Annotated in this window: 16 protein-coding genes; 8 read left to right on the top strand and 8 right to left on the bottom strand. The window is 73.8% G+C overall.

Translation table 11 applies throughout. From position 1 onward, the window contains the following. The 5 genes from AB0O07_RS05905 to AB0O07_RS05885 all read left to right on the top strand — a co-directional run bounded on the left by AB0O07_RS05905 (nt 1) and on the right by AB0O07_RS05885 (nt 5,010). On the top strand, nt 1-894 hold the full coding sequence (locus tag AB0O07_RS05905) for an ABC transporter permease (protein WP_365627387.1): 894 nt from the start codon (nt 1-3) through the stop codon (nt 892-894). Beyond that, nucleotides 894-1,802, top strand: a complete 909-nt coding sequence (locus AB0O07_RS05900; protein ID WP_365627384.1) for an ABC transporter ATP-binding protein — start codon at nt 894-896, stop codon at nt 1,800-1,802. The genes AB0O07_RS05905 and AB0O07_RS05900 overlap by 1 nt, the downstream gene beginning before the upstream one ends. Nucleotides 1,803-1,918: 116 nt before the next feature. Then, nucleotides 1,919-2,743 carry an ABC transporter ATP-binding protein gene (locus tag AB0O07_RS05895; protein WP_365628059.1) on the top strand — a complete coding sequence of 275 codons (825 nt, stop codon included), beginning with the start codon at nt 1,919-1,921 and terminating at the stop codon, nt 2,741-2,743. Nucleotides 2,744-2,822: 79 nt separating this feature from the next. Continuing rightward, on the top strand, nt 2,823-4,157 hold the full coding sequence (locus AB0O07_RS05890) for an LLM class flavin-dependent oxidoreductase (RefSeq protein WP_365627381.1): 1,335 nt from the start codon (nt 2,823-2,825) through the stop codon (nt 4,155-4,157). A 1-nt stretch (nt 4,158) separates the two neighbouring features. Next, nucleotides 4,159-5,010, top strand: coding sequence for an alpha/beta hydrolase (locus AB0O07_RS05885; protein ID WP_365627378.1), 852 nt, complete (start codon nt 4,159-4,161; stop codon nt 5,008-5,010). 100 nt (nt 5,011-5,110) lie between these two features. Here AB0O07_RS05885 and AB0O07_RS05880 read toward each other — a convergent pair whose 3' ends face one another. The 8 genes from AB0O07_RS05880 to AB0O07_RS05845 form a co-directional block, all read right to left on the bottom strand. Then, on the bottom strand, nt 5,111-6,262 hold the full coding sequence (locus AB0O07_RS05880; protein ID WP_365627375.1) for a glutathione-independent formaldehyde dehydrogenase: 1,152 nt from the start codon (nt 6,260-6,262) through the stop codon (nt 5,111-5,113). Nucleotides 6,263-6,446: 184 nt separating this feature from the next. Then, nucleotides 6,447-10,619 carry an amino acid adenylation domain-containing protein gene (locus tag AB0O07_RS05875; RefSeq protein WP_365627372.1) on the bottom strand — a complete coding sequence of 1,391 codons (4,173 nt, stop codon included), beginning with the start codon at nt 10,617-10,619 and terminating at the stop codon, nt 6,447-6,449. Beyond that, nucleotides 10,616-10,849: a phosphopantetheine-binding protein gene (locus tag AB0O07_RS05870; protein WP_365627369.1), complete on the bottom strand. Its 234-nt coding sequence runs from the start codon at nt 10,847-10,849 to the stop codon at nt 10,616-10,618. Before AB0O07_RS05870 ends, AB0O07_RS05875 begins: the two co-directional genes overlap by 4 nt. Then, the gene (locus AB0O07_RS05865) at nt 10,846-11,487 is read right to left on the bottom strand and encodes an isochorismatase family protein (RefSeq protein WP_365627366.1); all 642 of its coding nucleotides are present in this window, start codon (nt 11,485-11,487) and stop codon (nt 10,846-10,848) included. Before AB0O07_RS05865 ends, AB0O07_RS05870 begins: the two co-directional genes overlap by 4 nt. A 47-nt stretch (nt 11,488-11,534) precedes the next feature. After that, nucleotides 11,535-13,310 (bottom strand): (2,3-dihydroxybenzoyl)adenylate synthase, encoded by a 1,776-nt coding sequence (locus AB0O07_RS05860; protein WP_365627363.1) that lies wholly within the window; start codon nt 13,308-13,310, stop codon nt 11,535-11,537. Continuing rightward, complete coding sequence (locus AB0O07_RS05855) at nt 13,307-14,578, bottom strand: isochorismate synthase (protein ID WP_365627360.1); 1,272 nt, start codon at nt 14,576-14,578, stop codon at nt 13,307-13,309. Before AB0O07_RS05855 ends, AB0O07_RS05860 begins: the two co-directional genes overlap by 4 nt. Before the next feature lie 191 nt (nt 14,579-14,769). Next, nucleotides 14,770-15,552, bottom strand: a complete 783-nt coding sequence (locus tag AB0O07_RS05850) for a 2,3-dihydro-2,3-dihydroxybenzoate dehydrogenase (RefSeq protein ID WP_365628056.1) — start codon at nt 15,550-15,552, stop codon at nt 14,770-14,772. Nucleotides 15,553-15,677: 125 nt separating this feature from the next. Beyond that, nucleotides 15,678-16,667 (bottom strand): ABC transporter substrate-binding protein, encoded by a 990-nt coding sequence (locus AB0O07_RS05845; protein WP_365627357.1) that lies wholly within the window; start codon nt 16,665-16,667, stop codon nt 15,678-15,680. A gap of 146 nt (nt 16,668-16,813) precedes the next feature. Here AB0O07_RS05845 and AB0O07_RS05840 point away from each other — a divergent pair, with 146 nt between their 5' ends. The 3 genes from AB0O07_RS05840 (at nt 16,814) to AB0O07_RS05830 (ending at nt 20,366) form a co-directional block, all read left to right on the top strand. Beyond that, on the top strand, nt 16,814-17,875 hold the full coding sequence (locus tag AB0O07_RS05840; RefSeq protein WP_365627354.1) for an iron chelate uptake ABC transporter family permease subunit: 1,062 nt from the start codon (nt 16,814-16,816) through the stop codon (nt 17,873-17,875). Beyond that, nucleotides 17,872-18,978, top strand: coding sequence for an iron chelate uptake ABC transporter family permease subunit (locus tag AB0O07_RS05835; RefSeq protein ID WP_365627350.1), 1,107 nt, complete (start codon nt 17,872-17,874; stop codon nt 18,976-18,978). Before AB0O07_RS05840 ends, AB0O07_RS05835 begins: the two co-directional genes overlap by 4 nt. A 92-nt stretch (nt 18,979-19,070) precedes the next feature. Further along, nucleotides 19,071-20,366: an alpha/beta hydrolase-fold protein gene (locus AB0O07_RS05830; protein WP_365627347.1), complete on the top strand. Its 1,296-nt coding sequence runs from the start codon at nt 19,071-19,073 to the stop codon at nt 20,364-20,366. Nucleotides 20,367-20,391 lie beyond the last annotated feature (25 nt).

The raw sequence follows: 20,391 nt of genomic DNA, 5'->3' as shown, positions 1-20,391 counted from the left end.
ATGGTGCGCCGCGTGCTCTCCCTCCCGTCCGGCCGGATCGCCGTCGCCGTCCTCGCCGTGATCGCCCTGCTGGCGCTCCTCGGCCCGCTGCTCGCCCCCCAGGATCCGCTGGCCACCAGTGGGAACACCCTCGCGGATGCCTCGGGAGCGCACTGGCTCGGCACCGACCATCTGGGCCGTGACGTGTTCAGCCGGCTCCTCGCCGGCTCCCGGGTCAGTGTGCTCGGCTCCCTCGAAGTCGCCGTGATGGCGCTGTTCGTCGGCGCGCTTCCGGGTGTCCTCTCGGTCTATCTCGGCCGGGTCTTCGAATGGCTCACCCTGCGGCTGGCCGACACCCTGGTCGCGCTCCCGTTCCTGCTCTTCGCGGTGGCCGTCATCGCGCTGCTCGGCAACGGCATCGCCCAGGCGATGTTCGTGACGGGGGCGCTGGTCTCACCGCTCTTCTACCGGGTGGCGCGCGCGGCGACGCTCTCGGTGGCCCGCTCGCCGTATGTGGAGGCCGCGTTGGTCTCCGGGGCCTCGGTGGGGTGGGTGGTGCGCCGCCATGTCTGGGGCAAGGTACTGCCGCCGGTCGCGGTGGCGCTCGCCCAGACCATCGGCACGGGCTTCATCATCGTGTCGAGCCTGACGTTCCTGGGCATCGGTGTCCAGCCGCCGGCCCCCACCTGGGGCGGGCTGCTCGCCTCCGACCTGGGGTATCTCGACTACCAGCCGTGGGCGCCGCTCGCCCCGGCGCTCTTGATCATGGTGACCGTCTGGGCGAGCAATCTGCTGGCCGACGCGATCCGCGATGTCTCCGGCGAGGCGGGCCGCGCCTTCGTCGACCAGCGCCGGGCGCGGGCGAACCGCCGTGCCGGGGCCGACGCCGGCGCCGTATCCGCGGGAGGTGTGTGATGACGACCGTGTCCACGGAGGTACCCGGCGGCGGGTCCGCAGGAGGGTCACCCGAGGGGTTCGCCGAAGGGTCCGCCGACAAGTCCGCCCACAAGTCCGTCGACAGGTCCGGTGGCGGGGAACCAGTGCTCGCCGTACGGGAGTTGCGGGTCGGTGACCGGGCCCAGGAGCGTGAGATCGTCCACGGGGTGGGCTTCACGCTCACCCCCGGCAAGGCCGTCGGCATCGTCGGGGAGTCCGGCAGCGGCAAGACCCTCACCTGCCGGGCGGCGCTGGGTATCCTGCCGCCGCACTTCGAGATCGCGGGGACGGATGTCGCGGCGCTGACACCCCGGGAGTGGACGGCGCTGCGGGGCGCCACCATCAGCGCGGTCTTCCAGGACCCGGCGTCGTATCTCAATCCGTCGATCCGGGTGGGCGCGCAGATCGCCGAGGCCGTCCGGGCCAAGAAAGGGGTGCGGCGGCGCGCGGCCCGGGAGCGGGCGGTCGAGCTGCTGGCGGCGGTACGGCTGCGCGACCCGGAGCTGGTCTACGGCCAGTACCCGTACGAACTGTCGGGCGGCATGCTCCAGCGCGTCCTGATCGCCACCGCGATCGCCGCGGGACCGAGGATCCTCATCGCGGACGAGGCCACGACCGCCCTCGATGTCACGGTCCAGGCCGAGATCCTGGACCTCCTCGCGGAGCTGCGCGAGCGCACGGGGCTGGCCCTGGTGGTCGTCTCCCACGATCTGGCCGTCGTCGCCCAGCTCTGCGACGAGGTCCTGGTGATGCGCGCGGGCGAGGTGGTGGAGCAGGGGCCGACCCGGTCGGTCCTGCACGAGCCGCGCCATGAGTACACCAGGCTCCTCATCGCCGAGCACGAGCAGTACGGCCTGGAGAAGTTCCGCCCCGAGGAGGCGTCATGAGCGACGGTACGGAGTCGGAGAGCGGCGCTCCGGCGCCGGAGGGCAGCGGTCCCGTGGCGGAGGGCGGCGGTCCCGTGGCGGAGGGCAGCGGTCCCGTGGCGGAGGGCGGCGGCGCGATGGAGCGTGCCGTGCTCGATGTCAGCGGGCTGGAGGTGCACTACGGGGCGGGCCGGCGGCGGCGCCGGGCCCTGCACGGGGTCTCGCTCACGGTCGCGCCCGGCGAGACCCTCGGGGTCATCGGCGAGACGGGGTCGGGCAAGTCGACCTTCGCGCGGGCCGTGCTCGGACTGGTGCGGGCCTCGGCGGGCCGTATCGTCATCGACGGCGAGGACGTCCGTACGTACGGCACCCGCCAGTGGCGCGCGCTGCGCCGCCGTGGGGTGGTCCAGTACGTCTTCCAGGACCCGCTGCGCAGTCTCGACCCGGATCACACCATCGAGGAGTCGCTGGTCGAGCCGCTGCTCGTACGGGGGATGGCGCGCCGGGAGGCGGGCGGGCTGGCCCGTGCCTTCCTCGCCCGGGTCCACCTCGACGAGGAGTTGCTGGACCGGCTGCCCGGGGAGCTGTCGGGCGGCCAGCGGCAGCGGGTCGCGGTGGCGCGGGCCCTGGTCACCGAGCCACGGCTGATCCTTCTCGATGAGCCGGTGAGCGCGCTGGACTCGGCGAACCGGGTACGGGTCCTGGCGATCCTCAAGGAGCTGCGCGCCGCCGGGGTGGCGCTCGTCTTCATCTCGCACGACCTCGGATCGGTCGCGGGGATCGCCGACCGGGTCGCGGTGCTCTACCGGGGCGAGCTGGTCGAGACGGGCGCCGCCCGCGAGGTGATCACCGCCCCGCGCCATCCCTACACGCGGCTGCTCGTCGGCTCCGCGCCCACCCTGCGGACGGCCCCGGCCACCCGGGCCGAACGCGAGGCGCTGCGCGCGCTGTTGCACGCCTGAGCCTTTCTGTCCGCCTCCCTGGTTCCCTGCCCCCTGCCCCCTGCCTGTCGCCACCCGTCCAACGGAGAGGATCTTCCCGATGTCCCGCACCATCCATCTCGCCCTGCACCCTTACGGTGTCGGCGGCCCCGGCCAGCACGGCCTGTGGAAGGACCCACGGGTCGCGAAGAACGCCAGTATCGACATCAACTACTACATCGCACAGGCGAAGGCTGCCGAACACGCCCTGTTCGACGCCCTGTTCGTCGTGGACAGCCAGTTCATCAACGCCACCTACCCCTCGCACTACCTCAACCGGCTGGAGCCGCTCACCCTGCTGTCGGCGGTGGCCACCCACACCCGGCACATCGGTCTTGTGGGGACGGCGAGTTCGACGTACAACTCCCCGTTCAACCTGGCCCGCAGGTTCGCCTCGCTCGACCACATCAGCGGCGGGCGCGCCGGGTGGAACGTGGTGACCAGCTTCGACACCGGGACGTCCCGGAACTACGGGTTCGACGAACACCTCGACTACGCGACGCGGTACGGCAGGGCGCGGGAGTTCGTCGAGGTGGCCCGGGGGCTGTGGGACTCGTACGAGGACGACGCCTTCCCCGCCGACGTGGCCCGCAACGTCTTTCTCGACCCGGCGAAGCTGCACGAACTGGCCCATGAGGGCGAGCACTTCAAGGTCGCCGGGCCGCTCAACCTGTCGCGCTCCCCGCAGGGCCAGCCGGTGATCTTCCAGGCCGGGGTCTCCGAGGAGGGCCGCGATCTCGCCGCCCGGGTCGCCGAGGGCATCTACGCCCCGGGCGGCTCCCAGGAGCAGGCGCGGGAGTACTACGCGGACATCAAGCGGCGCACCGCCGCGTACGGGCGCGACCCCGATCACATCAAGATCTTCATCCATGGCGGTCCCGTGGTCGCCGCCACCGACGAGGCGGCGCTCCGGCGCGAGCGGGAGATCTTCGAGGAGGACCGGGACTTCGACCGGAGCCTCGCCCTGCTCGGCCGCTCGTTCGGGGCGTACGACTTCAGTGTGCACGACCTGGACGCGCCGTTCCCCGATGTCGCGCACCTGGCGGAGAAGGGCGGCCGGACCGGCGCCGGCAAGATCATCGAGCGGGCCCGGCGGGAGAATCTGACACTCCGTCAAGTCGCCGATTCGCTCGCGGAGTTCCGGCGTTCGCCGTTCGTGGGGGCGCCGGGGACGGTCGCCGACACCATCGAGGAGTGGTTCGCCGCCGGTACCTTCGACGGTATCAACCTCGCCTTCCGCAACAACGACGACCTGGAGGCGTTCGTCGACGGGGTGGTCCCGGTCCTCCAGCGGCGCGGGCTGTTCCGCACCGCGTACGAGGCCGACACCCTGCGCGGCAACCTCGGGCTGCCGGTCCCGGTCAACCGTCACACGCGCGAGCGGGCGGGGGCCTGAGATGAGCACACACACCGACACCGACACCGACACCACTGTCCACACCGACGACTTCCACGGGCCCTCGGGGCTGCGGACGCGGGGCACGGTCCTCGTGGTACCGGGACGGGGCGAGAGCCGGGCCGCCTACACCCGCCTCGGGCGGCGGCTCGCCGCCGACGCCTACCGGGTCCGGGTCCTCGACGCGCCCCGGATCGACGGCGACGACCTGGCGGGCTCGCTCGCCCGGTTCGGCGGTGGGCTCGCCGCCGCCCTCGACGGGGCCGCCGACCCCGCCGGGGGCTCCGGGGGCGGTGCGGCCGGGCCCGTCGTGGTCGTCGGCGCCGACACCGGCGCGGCGGCCGTCGCCGCGCTGCTCGCCGCCGGGACCGGATCCGGGACCGGCGCAGCGACCGGATCCGGGTCCGGATCCGTCGCCGGGCGGGTGGACGGGGTGGTCCTGGCGGGGCTTCCGGGGCGGGGCGCCGGGCCCGGCGGAGGGTGGGACGCCGAACTCGACGTCCGTACGGCCTGCCCGGCGCACCGGGGTGTGCTCGGCGCGGGGCCCGACGCGCTGCGGGGCGCGCTGGACACCGCCGTGCCGGGGGCGCTGCTCGATGCCGCGTACGGCGCGGAGCTCGCCGTCCCCGCCCTGTTCCTGGTCGGGGAAGCCGACCCGCTCGCGGACCGGGACGCCCTGGCCCGTACCGTCGCGGCACAGGCCGCCGCACGTCTCGCGGTGGTCAGGGAGGCCCACCACGATGTGCTCAACGACCTCCAGCACCGCTCGGTGGCGGCCGAGGTGGTCTCCTTCCTGGAGGCGCTGCGCGGTTCGCTCGTGCCCTCTGTGGTCGTGGAGTCCAGTACGTGGTGAGTCCCGTACGTGGTGAGTCCCGTACGTGGTGAACGGGGAGGGGGCGGAGGGGCGGCTCTCTCGGGTCTGCCGCCCCTCCGCGTTCAGGGTCCCGGGTGGTTCACGCCGCCAGCGCGTGTCCCGGGTGCAGGACGACCTTGGTGTACCCCTCGATCCTGCGGTCGAACTTCTCGTACGCCGAGGGCGCCTGGTCCAGCGGGAGTTCGTGGGAGACCACGAAGCTCGGGCGGGCGCGGCCCGCGATGATCAGGTCGCGGAGCTGCCGGTTGTACTGCTTGACGTTGCACTGCCCGGTGCCCATCTGCTGGCCCTTCTCGAACATCCGCCCGATGGAGACCAGGAGTTGGCCGTGCTGGGCGTTCGCGTCGGGGCCGCCCGGGTCGGACGGTACGTACAGGCCCGGTACGCCCAGCATGCCCGTGGGCCGTACCGTCTCGACGAGCGCGTTGAGGACGGTGGCCGGCTCCTCGTGACTGGCGTCGTGCGCCTGGGCCTGGTAGCCGACGGCGTCGACGCCCTTGTCGGTGCCCTCGCCGCCGGTCTCCTCCTTGATCTGGGCGGCCGGGTCGTCCCGGGTGAAGTCGACCGGGACGGCACCGATCTCGGCGGCCTTGGCGAGCCGTTCGGGCACCCGGTCCACGCAGAACACCTTCGAGGCGCCGCGCAGCAGCGCGGAGTAGGCGGCCATGAGTCCGACGGGGCCGGCGCCGAAGACGGCGACGCTCTCCCCTGGGGAGACCTTGGCCAGTTCACAGCCGTGGTAGCCGGTCGGGAAGATGTCGGCGAGCAGCACGAAGTCGCTCTCGAACTCCTGGCCCGGCGGCAGTTTCAGGCAGTTGAAATCGGCGAAGGGCACGCGCAGCAGCTCCGCCTGCCCGCCCTTGTAGGGGCCCATGGCGACATATCCGTAGGCTCCGCCGGCGAATCCCGGGTTGACCGTGAGACAGAAGGCGGTCTTTCCGGCGAGGCAGTTCTTGCAGAATCCGCAGGCGACGTTGAACGGCATGACGACCCGGTCCCCCGGGGACAGGGAGGTCACACCGGCGCCGACGTCCTCGACGATGCCCAGGTTCTCGTGGCCGAAGACGATGCCCGCCTCGGCGGCCGTACGGCCCTCGTACATGTGCAGGTCGGAGCCGCAGATGGCGGTCGACGTTACCCGTACCAGCACATCGTTCGGGTGCTGGATACGCGGGTCGTCGACGTCTCTCACCGCGACACTGAAGGGCTTCTCGTAGACAACGGCTTTCACCTGTATCACCTCCGCGTCCACGCCGGGTGACGACGGGACCGCCTTCACCGAGGCCCGTGCCGTTGTACACGTGACGCTGTGGAGGCCCTCGATCCGTCTCGTAGCCCCAGACGCTCTGGTTTCACCTCTCGTACCTCCAGGAAACTCCCGTCACCGTGCGGACGGCAACCGCACGGCGCCGCGGCTACGCTCCGTGGCGCGGGGGTTCCGGTGCGCCGGGCGCCCCTGCCGGCACCAGCCAGGGGGTCAGGGCGCGGGCGATCGTCGCCACGTGCTCGTCCCTGAGCAGTTCCGGGTGGGTGCAGGGGAGGTCGTGGTTGGTCAGGGTGCCGGTGAGGTGGGGGCGCCAGGCCTCGCGGGTGAGCCACTCCTCGGAGCGGGGGGCAGCCGCCGTGAAGAAGAGCAGGTCTCCGTCGAAGCGGCGGTGGATGTGCTCCCGCATCATGCGGGCGTGGTTCGGGACGATGTCGACGATCCGGGAGAGGGTGGCCTCCGAGAGCCCGGCGAGGGGGCTGCCCGCGGTGCGGAGGGTGGCGAGGACGTCGTCGCGGGTGCGCTCGGTGGTGCGGTCGAAGCCGGCCATCCGCAGGACCGCCGTGAGCGCGTCGCCCTCCTCCGGGGCCGGGCGCTCGCGCCACTGTTCGGCGGGGAACGCGTCGAGGAGCGCCAGCAGCCGGACGGCCTCGCCGGCCTCCTGGAGCAGCACCGCCACCGTATGGGCGAGGATGCCGCCGACGGACCAGCCGAGCAGGTGGTAGGGGCCGTGCGGCTGGATCGCGCGGATCGCGGTCACATAGTCGGCGGCCTGTTCCCACAGGGTGCCCGGCAGGGGCGCGTCCCCGGTGAGGCCGCGGGCCTGGAGGCCGTGGACCGGCTGGTCCTGGCCGAGGCGGGCGGTGAGCCCGGCGTAGCACCAGGAGAGGCCGCCCGCCGGGTGGACGGCGAAGAGCGGCGGCCGGGTGCCCTGGGCGCGCAGGGGCAGGGTGGGGCCCAGGGCGTCCGTGGCGACAGGGGCCACGTCCTCGATACGGGCGGCGAGCGCGGCCGGGGTGGGTGCCTGGAAGAGGGAGCCGATGGTCAGCTCGGCGCCGAGTTCCTCGCGGATACGGGCGACGAGGCGCACGGCGAGCAGGGAGGTGCCGCCCAGGTCGAAGAAGGCGTCGTCGGGGCCGGGGTGCCGGGCGTCCAGGATCTCCGCGAAGAGGCGGACGACGACGGCCTCGCGCGGGGAGAGCGGCCGGTCGCCGCCGCTCGCGGTGGTGGCGCCGGTGCCGGTAACTGCTCCCGTGCCGGTGCCGGAACTCGTGCCCGCGTCCGTGCCTCTGCCCGTGCCCGTGCCTCTGCCCGTGCCGGTGCCGGTGTCGGTGTCGGTGCCGGAACCCGCGCCCGTGCCGGTGAAGACGGGGGCGGGGAGTTCGCGGCGTTCCAGCTTGCCGCTGGGGCTGAGCGGGAACTCGGTGAGCGGCACGATCGCCGAGGGCACCATGTGGTCGGGGAGCTCGCGGGCGAGGGCCGCGCGGAGCGCCCCGGGGTCCGCCGCGCCGGTCACATAGCCGATGAGGCGGTCGTCGCGGACCAGGGCGCAGGCGCCGTCGACGCCGTCCTGGGCCTGCAACGCCGCCTCGATCTCGCCGAGTTCGATGCGCTGGCCGCGCAGCTTCACCTGGTGGTCGGTGCGGCCCAGATAGACGACCTCGCCGTCCTCGGTCCACCGGGCCAGGTCGCCGGTACGGTACATCCGGCCGCCGTGGAACGGGTCGGGGACGAAGCGCTCGTCGGTCAGCTCCGTGCGGTTCAGATAGCCGTCCGCCAACTGCCGTCCCGCCAGGTGAAGTTCACCGGTGACGCCGGGCGGGCAGGGCCGGCCAGCCGGGTCGAGGACGTACAGCCGGGTGTTCCAGACGGGGCGCCCGATCGGGACCGGGCCGGTCGCCTCCGGGTCGCAGGGGTGGTACGTGACATCGACGGCGGCCTCGGTCGGTCCGTACAGGTTGTGCAGGGCGACCCCGGGCAGGGTGCGCGCGAAGGCGCCCACCGTGTCGCGGGGCAGCGCCTCGCCGCTGCAGAAGACCTGGCGGAGCGCCCCGGCGCAGGAGGGGGCGTCCGGCCCGGCCAGGAACACCTGGAGCATCGAGGGGACGAAGTGGCAGGTGGTGACGGACTCCTCGCGGATCAGCCGGGCCAGATAGGCGGGGTCCTTGTGGCCGCCGGGCTCGGCGACGACGAGGGTGGCGCCCTCGCGCAGCGGCCAGAAGAACTCCCAGACGGAGACGTCGAACGACGACGGTGTCTTCTGGAGGATCCGGTCACCGGCTCCCACGGGGTAGGTGTGCTGCATCCAGCGGAGCCGGTTGTCGATCGCGGTGTGCGGGACGACAACACCCTTGGGGCGGCCGGTCGAGCCCGACGTGTAGATGACGTAGGCGGGGTGCGCGGGGGTGAGCGGGCGCTCCGGGGCGGTGGCGGGGTACGCGGAGAGGTCCGGTCCGTCGGGCCCGTCTCCCCCGCCGAGGGCGACGACCGGGGTGCCGCCGGTGTCGGGCAGCCGCCCGGCCCGGTCCGTGAGCGCGCAGACGGGGGCCGCGTCCTGGAGCATGAGGGCGAGCCGGGCCGCCGGGTAGTCGGGGTCCAGCGGCAGATAGGCGGCGCCGGACTTGAGGATCGCGAGGAGGGCCACGACCAGTTCGGCGGAGCGCGGCACGGAGAGCGCCACCAGGGCGCCGGGGCGGGCGCCGAGGGTGCGCAGATGGTGGGCCAACTGGTTGGCTCGGGCGTCGAGTTCGCCGTACGTCAGCGAGGTGCCCCGGTAGCGGAGGGCTTCCGCGGCCGGGGTGCGGGCGGCCTGTTCCTCGATCGGGCCGATGAGGGTGGTGGGCGGCAGGGCGCGCTCGGTGCGGTTGAACTCGTCCAGGACCAGGGAGAGTTCGGCGGGGGTGGCGATGGTGTGGGTGGCGAGTCCGTCGTCCGCGTCGGCCTCGGTGAGACGGCGCAGCAGATCCACGAAGCGGTCCTGGTGCGCGGCGAGTTCGGCGTCGCTGTAGAGGTCCGGGTTGGCGTCGTGGTCGATGTGCAGGCCCCGGCCGTCGCCGCGGTCGCGGATGTTCACCGTCAGGTCGTCGACCGGGCCGGCCGCCAGGTTGTGAACGGTGCCGGACGATCCGGCGAAGTCGGCGCCGTAGTCGAAGGGCAGGACGTTGACCAGCGGTCCGGCCAGCCCCCGGTGCTCGCCGAGGAGTCCGAGGTCGCGGCGGATGTCCTCGTAACGGTAGCGCTGGTGGCGCCGTGCCCGCCGGACGGCGAGGACGACCTGGCGGACCAGTCCGGCGAAGGTGGCCTCCGGGGTGACGGTGAGGCGCAGCGGCAGCACGTTCATGACCATGCCGGGGACGCGCAGGGCGACCGAGCCCATCCGGCCCGTCACCGGCAGGCCGAGGACGATGTCGGAGGTGCCGGCGGCCCGTGCGGTGTAGAGGGCCTGGGCGGCGATGAGGAGGTCGGGCCAGGTGGCGCGGGTCCGGGCGGCGAGGGCGCGCAGCCGCTCGGTGGTCTCCGGGGAGAGCCGGGCGGTACGGCGCCGGAAGGTACGGGCTGGGAGCGCGCCGCGCCCGGCGAGCCTGGGCGCCTCCGGGCGGTCCCGGAACGCCTCGGTCCAGTGGGCGCGGTCGGCGTCGAGGGCGTCGCTCGTACGGTACGCGGCGTCGAGGGCGATCAGTTCGGTGAGCGGCGCGAAGGGGCTCGGCCCCGGGTCCGTGCCGCGTACCAGCGCCGTGTAGATCTCGGCGGTGCGACGTACCAGGAGGGCGTGGCCGTAGCCGTCGATCACGAGGTGGTGGACGCGCTGGTACCAGAGCCAGCGCTCCCGGCCCACCGGGAAGAGGGCATGGGCGAAGAGGGGTCCCGCCGCGAGGTCGGGCGGGGTGGCGAGGTCCTCGCGCATCCATGCCAGGGCCTGGGCCTCGGTGGTGCCGTGGTGCACGGTCAGCGGCAACTCGACGTTCTCGCTGAGGAGTTGGCGGGGTCCTTCCGGAGTGTCCAGGACCCGTACCCGCAGGGTGTCGGCCTCGGCGGTGACCTGGCGCAGCGCCCGCGCGAACACGTCGGGGTCGAGGCCGCCGTCGATCTCCACGTACTCGGCGGTGTTCTGCGCGGGGCTGAGCGGGTCGAGCGCCTGGGCGAACCACATACCCGACTGGGCGGCGGTCAGCGGCAGTTCACACTCCCCCGCGCCGGGGAGGGCCGGGAGATCGGGTGCGGAGAGCGTCGTCGGCGCTGTGGGTGTCGTCGGTGTTGTGGGTGCTGTCGGTGTGGTGAGTGCTGTGGGTGTCGTCGGTGTCGTCGGTCCGGTTGCCGGGGTCATCGGGTGGCCGCTCCCAGGATCCGGGCCCATGCCTCGACGGCCGGCTGCTCGGCCAGGTCGGCGAAGGAGACCGTGACCCCGTGGTCGCGGCGCCAGCGCTCCAGGAGGGTCATGACGCGGACGGAGTCGAGGCCGTGGTCGACCAGGTTCTCGTCGACGGGGATGTCGGCGGGGTCCTCGCCGAGGCAGTCGGCGACCTCGGCGTGGATCTGCTCCAGGGTGAGGCTCATCCGGCCCGTACCTCCTCGATGAGGGCGTCGGTGGTGCGGACGGAGGCACAGCGGCCGGCGGCCCAGCGCAGCGCCATGTCGTGGTCCTCGCGGGTGAAGTCGGCGACGGCGTCGGCGACGACGAACGCCTGGATGTCCCGCATCCACGCGTCGGCGGCGCTGATCAGCACGCCGATATGGGCGTAGACCCCGGCGATCACCAGTTGGTCGCGGCCCGCCGCCCGCATCAGCTCTTCGAGTTCGGTGCGGACGAAAGCGCTGTACTTCCACTTGGTGAGGACGGTGTCCCCGTCCCGGGGCGCGACGGCCTCGGGCACGGCGAGCGCCGCCGGGTCGTCGGCGGCGCCGGGGCCCCAGAAGTCGAGCTGGAGCCCGCGTTCCCCGGGCGTCTGGCCGCCGCGCTGGGCCGAGTAGACGACGGGGACGGCGTGGCCGCGCGCCTCCGCCAGCAGGCGGGCGGTGTTGGCGAGCATCCCGGTCAACGGCTCTTCGCCCTGGGGGTACGGGGCGAGGAAGTGGTGCTGGAGGTCGTGGACGAGCAGGACGGCGCGCGCCGGGTCGACGGTCCACCGGACCCGGTTGGCGGGCACCTCATCGGGGAGCGGCAGCGGATAGGTGGAGATGGCGGGAAGCGCCATGGGACATCAGGGCCTTTCGGAGGTTTCGGTGGTACGCGGCGGCCGGGTCAGTGGTGCCCGGCGGCGGTCCGCTGCTGCTTCTTGCTGACTTTCCCGATGCCGGTCCGGGGGAAGGACTCGACGAATTCCACCAGGTCGGGCACCTTGTACGCGGCGATGCCCCGCTCGCGTACGAACCGCTTCACGGCGACGGAGGTCAGCGGCGCCGCGTCGGCGCGGAGGATCACATAGGCGAGGGAGCGCTCGCCGAGGTACGTGTCGGGGACGGCGACGACGGAGACATCGTGCACGGCGGGGTGGGCGAGGATGATGTTCTCGACCTCCTCCGGGGCGATCTTCTCGCCGCCCCGGTTGATCTGGTCCTTCGCCCTGCCCTCCACGACGAGATGGCCGGTGGGGGTACGGCGCACGATGTCGCCGGTGCGGTAGAAGCCGTCCTCGGTGAAGGAGCGGGCGTTGTGTCCGGGCGCCCGCCAGTAGCCCCGGATGGTGTACGGGCCGCGCGTGAGCAGATGCCCGAACGCGCCCTCGGGGACCTCCTCGTCGGCGTCGTCGACGATACGGACCTCGTCGTCCGGGGAGATCGGCCGGCCCTGGGTGGTGACGACCGTCTCCACGTCGTCGTCCAGCCGGGTGTAGTTGACCAGGCCCTCCGCCATCCCGAAGACCTGCGTCAGCCGGCAGCCGAGCGCGGGCTGGAGGCGGCGCGCGGCGGCCTCGCTGTATTTGGCGCCGCCGACCAGGATCAGCTCCAGGGTGGACAGGTCGTGACGGGTGCCGGGCCCGGCCTGGGTCCAGACGAGGGCGAGCGGCGGGACGAGCCCGGTCATGGTGATGCCCTCGCTCGCGATGAGCGGGAACGCCGTCTCCGGGTCGGTGCCCGGGGACATCACCACGGTGCCGCCCGCGTACAGCGCACCGAGCCAGCCGGGGGAACTCATGGGGAAGTTGTGGGCGGCGGGCAGGACGACGAGAAAGCGGGTGCGGCCGTCGACCCCGCAGATCTCGTTCGAGCCCCGCACCGAGTAGAGGTAGTCGTCGTGGGTGCGCGGGATGAGTTTCGGCTGTCCGGTGGTGCCGCCGGAGAGCTGGAGGAAGGCGAGCTCGTGCGGCTCGGGGCCGTCGAGGCCGACCGGTCCCGCCGGTCCGGCCGGTCCGCGTGCCACCTCGGTGAGCGGGGTGTGCTCCCCCGCCTCCGCTCCGGCGACGAAGACATGGCGCAGGCTCGGGGTGGCCGCCTTGACCCGGGTCGCCAGCGCCAGATGGTCGAAGCCCGCGTGCCGGTCCGGGACGACATAGGCGACGGCCTCGGCGAAGGAACAGAAGTAGCCGATCTCCTCGTCGCGGTGGGCGGGCAGCGCGTAGACCGGGAGCGCGCCGATCCGGAAGAGGGCGAAGACGACCTCGACGAACTCGCCGATGTTCGGGAGCTGGACGACGACCCGGTCGCCCTTGCCGATGCCGTACGCGAGGAATCCGGCGGCCAACTGATCGGCACGCTGGTCGAGTTGACGGTACGTCCAGGTACGGCGCGCCGGGGCCGGGTCGATGAGGGCGATCCGGTCGGGGTGCTCGTCGGCGCGCTCGCGCAGGACGGAGCCGAAGGTCTCGCCGCGCCAGTAGCCGGCCGCCCGGTACCGCTCGGCGAACTCGGCGGGCCAGGTGGGGGCGTCGGCGTCCGGTACGGTCGCGGGGCGCGGGGCGTCGGCGTGCGGGGCGTCGGTGTGCGGGTTGCCGGTGTGCGCGGCGTCGGTGTGCGCGGCGCTCCGCACAGTGTCGGTGTGCGCGGTGGTGGTGTGCGCGGTGGTGGTCGCGGGGTTCACAGGGCGGCTCCCACGGCGTTGAGGAAGGTACGGAACTTGGCGCCCGTCTCGGCGGTCTCGGCCTCGGGGCTGGAGCCGGCCACGACGCCCGCTCCGGCGAAGAGGCGGAGCAGCGGGCCCTCGGCCTCGGCGCAGCGGATGGTGACGACCCACTCGCCGTCGCCGTCCGCGTCCTGCCAGCCGACCATGCCGGTATAGGCGCCCCGGTCGAACGGCTCCGACTCCCCGATCACCGTCCTGGCCACCTCCGTCGGCGTGCCGCAGACGGCCGGGGTGGGGTGGAGGGCGGCGGCGAGATGGAGCGCGGTGGTGGCCGCCGGGTCGGCGAGTTCGCCGGCGACGGTGGTGGACAGGTGCCACATCGCCGCGGTCCGTATCAGGGTGGGGCGTTCGGGGACGTCCAGGCGGGTGCAGAAGGGGGCGAGCGCCTCCCGTACCGCCGCCACGACGACGGCGTGTTCGTGGAGGTCCTTCGGGGACGCGAGGAGGGCGGCGGCGCGCCGTACGTCCTCGGCGAGGTCGGTGCTGCGCGGCGCCGAGCCGGCCAGCGGGTTGGCGGTGAGCGCCGGCCCACGCCGGGCGACGAGGAGTTCGGGGCTCGCGCCGATCAGCGTCCGGCCGGGGCCGCTGGGCAGGGCGAAGGTGTATCCGGCCGGGTCCCGGTGGGCGAGGCGGCGGAGCATCGTGGCGAGGTCGGGGGCGTGGGGTGCGGTGAGTTCGAGGGTACGGGCGAGGACGACCTTGTCGAACTCGCCGGCCCGCATCCGGGCCACGGCCGAGGCCACGGCGGCCCCGTACACCTGCGGCTCGGGCACCTCCCGTACGCGCCAGCCCGCCGCGTCCGCCGCCTCCGGCACCGGCAGTGCGACGAGCGGGTCCTGGCGGAGCGGGGGCGCCCAGCGCACGGTGGCGGGGACGGCGAGGGCGGGCGGGGCGTCCGGGGCGAAGGGCAGGGCGCCCATGACGACCGGCGGGGCCGTCCCCTGGTCCCGCCTGCCGTCGAGGAGTTCGCGGACCCGGTCGGCCAACGGCCCTGTTCCGTGCGGGAGTTCGGCGGCGGTGCCATGGCCGAGGAGGGTGCGGGTCGGTGTGGCGAGGAAGCGGTCGCGGGAGGGCAGGTACGCGTGGAGGAGCGCGGTCGCGGCCCCGGGGGTGATGGCCTCCGGGGTCTCGGACGAGGTCTCGGGCGCCGCGGCTGTCCCGGGCGGTGGTGTGCGTGCGGTCGTGGCGGTGGGGGCGCCGGGTGCGGACAGGGACCTGGTGGTCATCGTGCCTCCGGTGGGGGGATGGCGGGTGGATCCGGGCGCGGCGGACCGCGCCGCGTCGGGACGGACGGGACGGGGGTACGGGGCGGCCCGGACGGCGCGGGTCGGGCGCTGCGCGCCGGGTGAGGTGGTGCGCGTACGGGCCGGGCGGTACGGGCGGGGTGGCGCGCGGCCGGGCGGCCGGGCGGCGCGGGTCAGGCGCGGAGGGTGGCACCGCCGTCCACGTAGAGGTCGTGGAGGGTGATGTGCCGGGCGCGGTCCGAGGCGAGGAAGGCGACGGACTCCGCGATGTCGGCCGGGTCGGCGATCCGGCCGAGCGGGATGCCGTTGCGGTACGCGGCGAGGTCGCCCGCCACGACGGACCGGGCGGCGGCCTCCGGATCGGCGGTGCCGGACGCCTCCCACATGCCGCGCTGCATGTCGGTGAGGGTGGAGCCGGGGCAGACGGTGTTGCACCGTACGCCGCGCGCGGCCACTTCGAGGCCGAGGCATTTGGTGAACATGACGGAGGCCGCCTTCGACGCGGCGTACGCCGCCATGCCCGTACGGGGCACACCGGCGGCGTTCGAGGCGACGGTGACGATGCTGCCGCCGCCGCGCTCCGCCATCCGGCGGGCGACGGAGCGGCAGACGTGGAAGACCCCGTTGGTGTTGACGGCGAAGGTGGCCGCCCAGTCGTCGTCCCCGAGCTCCGTCGCGGGCGACATACGGAGGACGCCCGCGACGTTGACCGCGATGTCGAGCGGGCCGAGGGTCTCCTCGGCCTCCGCGACCAGCCTTTCGACGGCCGTCGCGTCGCTGACGTCGAGCGGGCGGCCGACGACCCGCCCGCCCGGGTACGCCGCCGCGACCTCGGCGACGGCCCCGCCGTCCAGGTCGGTGGCGAGGACCCGGGCCCCGCGCCCGGCGAGCGCGCCGACCACCGCGGCGCCGATGCCCCGGCCCGCGCCGGTGACGAGGGCGAGCCGGCCGGACAGCTCGCCGGTGACGGCGGTGGCGTCCCCGAGGGCAGTGGCGTCCCCGAGGGCAGTGGCGTCCCCCACGGCGGTGGCCGTGGTGACCGTGGCGGTGTGGAGCGCGGCGGTGTGGAGCGGACCGGAACTCACTTGGCCAGCGCCCCCTTGATGTCGTCCAGGACGATCCGGGCGGAGAGCGGGCCGCCCGCGCTGTTCCACGCGGAGCCCTCGACGACCACGATGTGCCCGTCCTTCTCGACGGCCAGCCGGTCGAAGTTGGTGACCGCGCGCGCTTCGGTGTACGCCTTCTCGCCGTCGGCCCGGTCGCCGAGCGTCCCGAAGAACATCCAGTCGCCGTCGACGGTGTCGAGCTTCTCCAGGGAGACCGGTTCGCTGTGCCCGGTGCTCGCGCCCTGCTGCTCCTCGGGCCGGGTCAGGCCGAGCGCGCCGAGGGTGGAGCCCACGACACCGTCGCCCTTGCCGACGACGGAGGGCGCGCCGTCCTGCCACCGGATCACGGAGACGGAGGCACCGGCGTTGGCGCCGAGCGCGCTCTTCGTCGCGGCGACGTCGCCGTCGAATGTGTCCAGCCACTTCTCCGCTTCCGCCTTCCTGTCGAGGGCGTCGGCGGTGTCGGTGAAGGACTTCTTCCACTCCTCGTTGAGCTTCGCGGTGACGACGGTCGGGGCGATCCGCTGGAGTTTGTCGACGCTCTTCTTCGCGCCGGTCGTCTCGTCCAGCAGGATCAGGTCGGGGCGGAGGGCGGCCAGTTTCTCCATGTCGGCCTCGGCGACCGAGGCGACGACCTGGGCCTGGCCCGCCTTGGCCGCGAGATAGGTGGACACGCCCTTCTGGCCCCGGCCGGCGGTCGTTCCGACGGGCTGCACCCCGAGGGCGAGCACGGCGTCGAGGGTCGGCTCGCTCAGCGCGACGACTCTCTTCGGGGCGGCGGGCACGGTGACTTCACGGCCCTGGGCGTCGGTGATCTGCCGCGTCGTGGCGGTTTTCGCCTGCGCGCCGGCTCCGTCCGTACCACCGCCGCTGTCGGAGCCGCAGCCGCTCAGCAGGAGGGATCCGGCGAGGGCGGCGGCGGTGGTGAACAGCGTCGCGCGGCGGGCGGATCGCAGAGAGGACATGGGTGTGAAGCTCCTTGGGGCAGGGAGAGTTGAGCGGATATACATGGGGAGAAGCGGATACGTGGGGGGAAGCGGATACGCGTGGGGACATGGGAGGGCATGGACGCACCCACCAGGGCAACGTTAGGTTAGCCTAACCTAAGCGCATGTGCACAGAGACGACCCTTCCACGGGAAGGCGAACCGCGGCCCCCGGGCACCGTCCGCGGGGCCTGCCGCAGCCGCCCGTCCCCCGCCACCGGCCTCGCCCTGGGGGCGGTGCTGCTCCTCGCGGCCGCCGCGCTGTCGCTCGCGGTGGGGACCGAGCAGATCCCGCTCTCCGATGTGCGGTCGGCGCTCTTCTCCCCCACCGGGTCCCGGTTCGACGGCATCGTCCGGGAGTTGCGGCTGCCGCGCACCCTCATCGGCATCGCGGTCGGCGCGGCGCTCGGGGTCGCGGGCGGGCTGATGCAGACACTGACCCGCAATCCGCTCGCCGACCCCGGACTGCTCGGTGTGAACGCGGGGGCGGCGGGGGCGGTGGTCACGGCGATCAGTGTCTTCGGCATCACCTCGTTCACCGGCTACCTCTGGTTCGCGCTGGCGGGCGCGGCGCTCGCCGCCGTCGTGGTGAACGCGCTGGGCGGCACCCGGGCGGCCACCCCGGTACGGCTCGCGCTCGCCGGAACCGCCGTCAACGCGGCGCTCTTCGGCTATGTCAACGGGGTGCGGCTCCGGGACCTCGACACCCTGGATTCGATGCGGTACTGGTCGGTGGGCACCCTCGCCAAGCGCGACCCGGCCCTGCTCCTCACCGCCCTGCCGTTCCTGGTGGCCGGTGGCCTGCTGGCGTTCGCCCTGGCCCGCCCGCTCGGCGCGCTCACCCTGGGCGAGGACCACGCCCGCGCGCTCGGCACCTCCGTACGGCGCACCCGGGCCCTGTCGGTCGTGGCGATCACCCTGCTCTGCGGCGGGGCGACCGCGCTCTGCGGCCCCATCGGCTTCGTCGGCCTGATGATCCCGCACGCGGTGCGCGCGTTCACCGGCCCCGATCCACGCCGGCTGCTGCCCTACTGCGCCCTGTTCGCGCCCGCGCTGACGCTGGTCGCCGATGTGATCGGGCGGGTCGTGGCGGCGCCCTCCGAGATCGAGGTGGACATCGTGACCTCGTTCGTGGGCGGGCTGCTCTTCATCCATCTCGTACGGCAACGGAAGGTGGCCCAGCTGTGAGCCTCGCCACGGAGACCCGGCGGACCGGGGCCGCGGACACCGGGCGGCCGGGGGACAGACCGCGCACCGGCACCCGCCACGCCCTGCTGCGCGCGGGCCGCTACTCGCTCCGGTTCGGGCCGCGCGCCTTCCTGGTCTGTCTGGCCCTGAGCGCGGTCGGCGCGGCGGTGACGGTGGTCTCCCTCGGCACCGGTACGTATCCGCTCTCGCCCCTGGAGGTGGTGCGGACCCTCGCCGGAAACGGGCCGCCCGGCGCGGAGTTCGTGGTCCTGGGGCTCCGGCTGCCGCGCGCGCTGGTGGCGCTGCTGGTCGGCTTCGGCATGGGGCTGGCGGGCGCCGTTTTCCAGTCGCTGACCCGCAATCCGCTGGGCAGCCCGGACATCATCGGCTTCGGCAACGGCGCCTCGGCCGGGGCGCTCGTCGCCATCGTCGTCCTCGAAGCGGGCGCCCCGCAGACCGCCCTCGGCGCGGTCCTCGGCGGCTTCGCCACGGCGGCGGCGGTGTACGCGCTGGCGTGGCGCCGGGGTGTGCACGGCTACCGGCTGGTCCTCGTCGGCATCGGTACGTCGGCGGTGCTCGGGGCGGCGACCAGCTTCCTCTACGTACGGGCCGACATCGGCAAGGCGGCGCAGGCGGCGAGCTGGATGATCGGGTCGCTCAACGACCGGGGGTGGAGCGAGGTGCGGGTCGCCGCGTCCGGGTTGGCGGTGTGCGTGCCGCTGGTCCTCGGGTACGCGCGGCGGCTGACGGTGCTGGAGATGGGCGACGACTCGGCGGGCGCCCTGGGGGTGCCCCCGGAGCGGAGCCGGCTGGTGCTGCTCTGCGCGGGCACCGGGCTCACCGCGATGGCGGTGGCCGCCGCGGGCCCGATCCCGTTCCTGGCCATGGCGGCACCGCAGTTGGCGCGCCGGCTCACCCGCTCGCCGGGGCCGAACCTGCTGCCCGCCGCGTGGCTGGGGGCGGTTCTGGTCGCGGCGGCCGATCTGGTGACCCAGCGGGTGACCGGGTCGGCGCTGATGCCGGTCGGCATCGTGACGGGGGTGGGCGGCGGTCTGTATCTGGCGTGGCTGCTGCTGCGGGAGCGCCGGGCGCACCGCCTGTAAGGCGACCGAATGACAAATTAGGCTAGCCTTACCTTTCCAGGCCGAGCTCTCGCCTTCGAGTGCTCATGGACGACGGGAGTGCCTTGCGCGACATGGCGGCGGTCGAGACGGTGGACACGGTCGAGAGTCCTCGGCTGAGACGCCTCGTCGACGAGGTACGGGACGAGGCACGGAACGGGAGAGGGCCGGCCGGTCCCGGGGCGCTCGACCGCTTCTGGCGGGAGCTGGCCGCCGAGGGGGCGCCGCTGGTGGAGCCGGTCCCGTACGCCCCGGACGAACGCCTGGTGACGGTGGTATGGCGGGCGGACCGCCCCGCCCCCGGCGCGCCCGGCTCCCCCGTCGCCGGTGTCTATGTGATGGCGAACCGCGTCACCGACAAGGTCCACGCGCGCCGGGGCATGATGCGCCGTCTCGCCGGTACGGACCTCTGGTACGTCAGCCTCCGGCTCCCCCTGGGGCTGCGCTGCTCGTACCGTATCCACCCCTTCGGCCCCGACGACCCGCTGCTGGGCGCGGAAGGGCCGCGCTCCGGGTCCGCGCGCGGACTGCCCGACGACCGGACGGACCCCCTCAACCGCCATGCCGGGGGCCCGTTCGGCTCGCTGATCGAGGTGGGCGAGGTCCCCTCGCTGGCCGAGTGGTCCGCGCGGGCCCCGGAACCGTCCGCGGGCCGGACCGACACCTACGACGTCACCGCCGCCGACGGCACCGCGTACCGTCTCCACCGCCACCTCCCGGCCGGCCTGCCGGAGCGCGACGCCGGCCTGCTCGTACTCCTCGACGGAGAGCGGTGGTTCGGCGACTTCGGGGTCGTCGGCGCCATCACGGCCGCCGTCGCGGCGGGCCGGATCCCGCCGCCGGCGGTCCTCGGCGTGGAGGCGGGCGGCCCCGCCGCACGGATGCGCCAGCTCGGCGCCAACCCTGCGTTCATCGACACCCTCGCCGACGAACTCGTCCCCGCGGCGACCGCACACCTCCCGGCCCGCCCGGCGCCCCGGCGTACCATCCTCTGCGGACAGAGCCTGGGCGGCCTCACCGCGCTCACCGCCGCCCTGCGCCGCCCGGACGCCTTCGGTACGGTGCTCGCCCACTCGGCCTCCACGTGGTGGCGACCCGGGATGACCGCCCGGCCCCGGGCGGTCGCCGCCGACGCGGACACCTGGCTCTACGAGGAGGCCGCCCGGGCCCCGGTCGGCGATGTCACCGTCCGGATGGACGTCGGCGCCAACGAGGGCACGATGGTCGGCCATCTGCGCGCGCTGCACACCCTGATGACGGAGCGGGGGTTCGACGCCTCGCTCAACGTCTACACCGGCGGCCACGACCACTGCTGCTGGGCCGCCGCCCTGATGGACGGCCTCACGGAGGTCACCGGAGACCTGGTGTGACCGGAAAGCCGGTGTGACCGGACGG

Origin of the sequence: Streptomyces sp. NPDC093085 (assembly GCF_040683935.1) — a bacterium.
In the GTDB taxonomy this organism is placed as follows: domain Bacteria; phylum Actinomycetota; class Actinomycetes; order Streptomycetales; family Streptomycetaceae; genus Streptomyces.
This window is presented reverse-complemented; position numbering and strand designations above follow the sequence as displayed.

What these genes read in the sequence shown, in the direction of transcription:
- AB0O07_RS05890 (WP_365627381.1), top strand. Translation starts at nt 2,823, where the DNA reads ATGTCCCGCACCATCCATCTCGCCCTGCACCCTTACGGTGTCGGCGGC.
- AB0O07_RS05855 (WP_365627360.1), bottom strand. Translation starts at nt 14,578, where the DNA reads ATGACCACCAGGTCCCTGTCCGCACCCGGCGCCCCCACCGCCACGACC.
- AB0O07_RS05870 (WP_365627369.1), bottom strand. Translation starts at nt 10,849, where the DNA reads ATGAGCCTCACCCTGGAGCAGATCCACGCCGAGGTCGCCGACTGCCTC.
- AB0O07_RS05895 (WP_365628059.1), top strand. Translation starts at nt 1,919, where the DNA reads ATGGAGCGTGCCGTGCTCGATGTCAGCGGGCTGGAGGTGCACTACGGG.
- AB0O07_RS05845 (WP_365627357.1), bottom strand. Translation starts at nt 16,667, where the DNA reads ATGTCCTCTCTGCGATCCGCCCGCCGCGCGACGCTGTTCACCACCGCC.
- AB0O07_RS05840 (WP_365627354.1), top strand. Translation starts at nt 16,814, where the DNA reads ATGTGCACAGAGACGACCCTTCCACGGGAAGGCGAACCGCGGCCCCCG.
- AB0O07_RS05900 (WP_365627384.1), top strand. Translation starts at nt 894, where the DNA reads ATGACGACCGTGTCCACGGAGGTACCCGGCGGCGGGTCCGCAGGAGGG.
- AB0O07_RS05905 (WP_365627387.1), top strand. Translation starts at nt 1, where the DNA reads ATGGTGCGCCGCGTGCTCTCCCTCCCGTCCGGCCGGATCGCCGTCGCC.
- AB0O07_RS05830 (WP_365627347.1), top strand. Translation starts at nt 19,071, where the DNA reads ATGGCGGCGGTCGAGACGGTGGACACGGTCGAGAGTCCTCGGCTGAGA.
- AB0O07_RS05875 (WP_365627372.1), bottom strand. Translation starts at nt 10,619, where the DNA reads ATGACCCCGGCAACCGGACCGACGACACCGACGACACCCACAGCACTC.
- AB0O07_RS05865 (WP_365627366.1), bottom strand. Translation starts at nt 11,487, where the DNA reads ATGGCGCTTCCCGCCATCTCCACCTATCCGCTGCCGCTCCCCGATGAG.
- AB0O07_RS05885 (WP_365627378.1), top strand. Translation starts at nt 4,159, where the DNA reads ATGAGCACACACACCGACACCGACACCGACACCACTGTCCACACCGAC.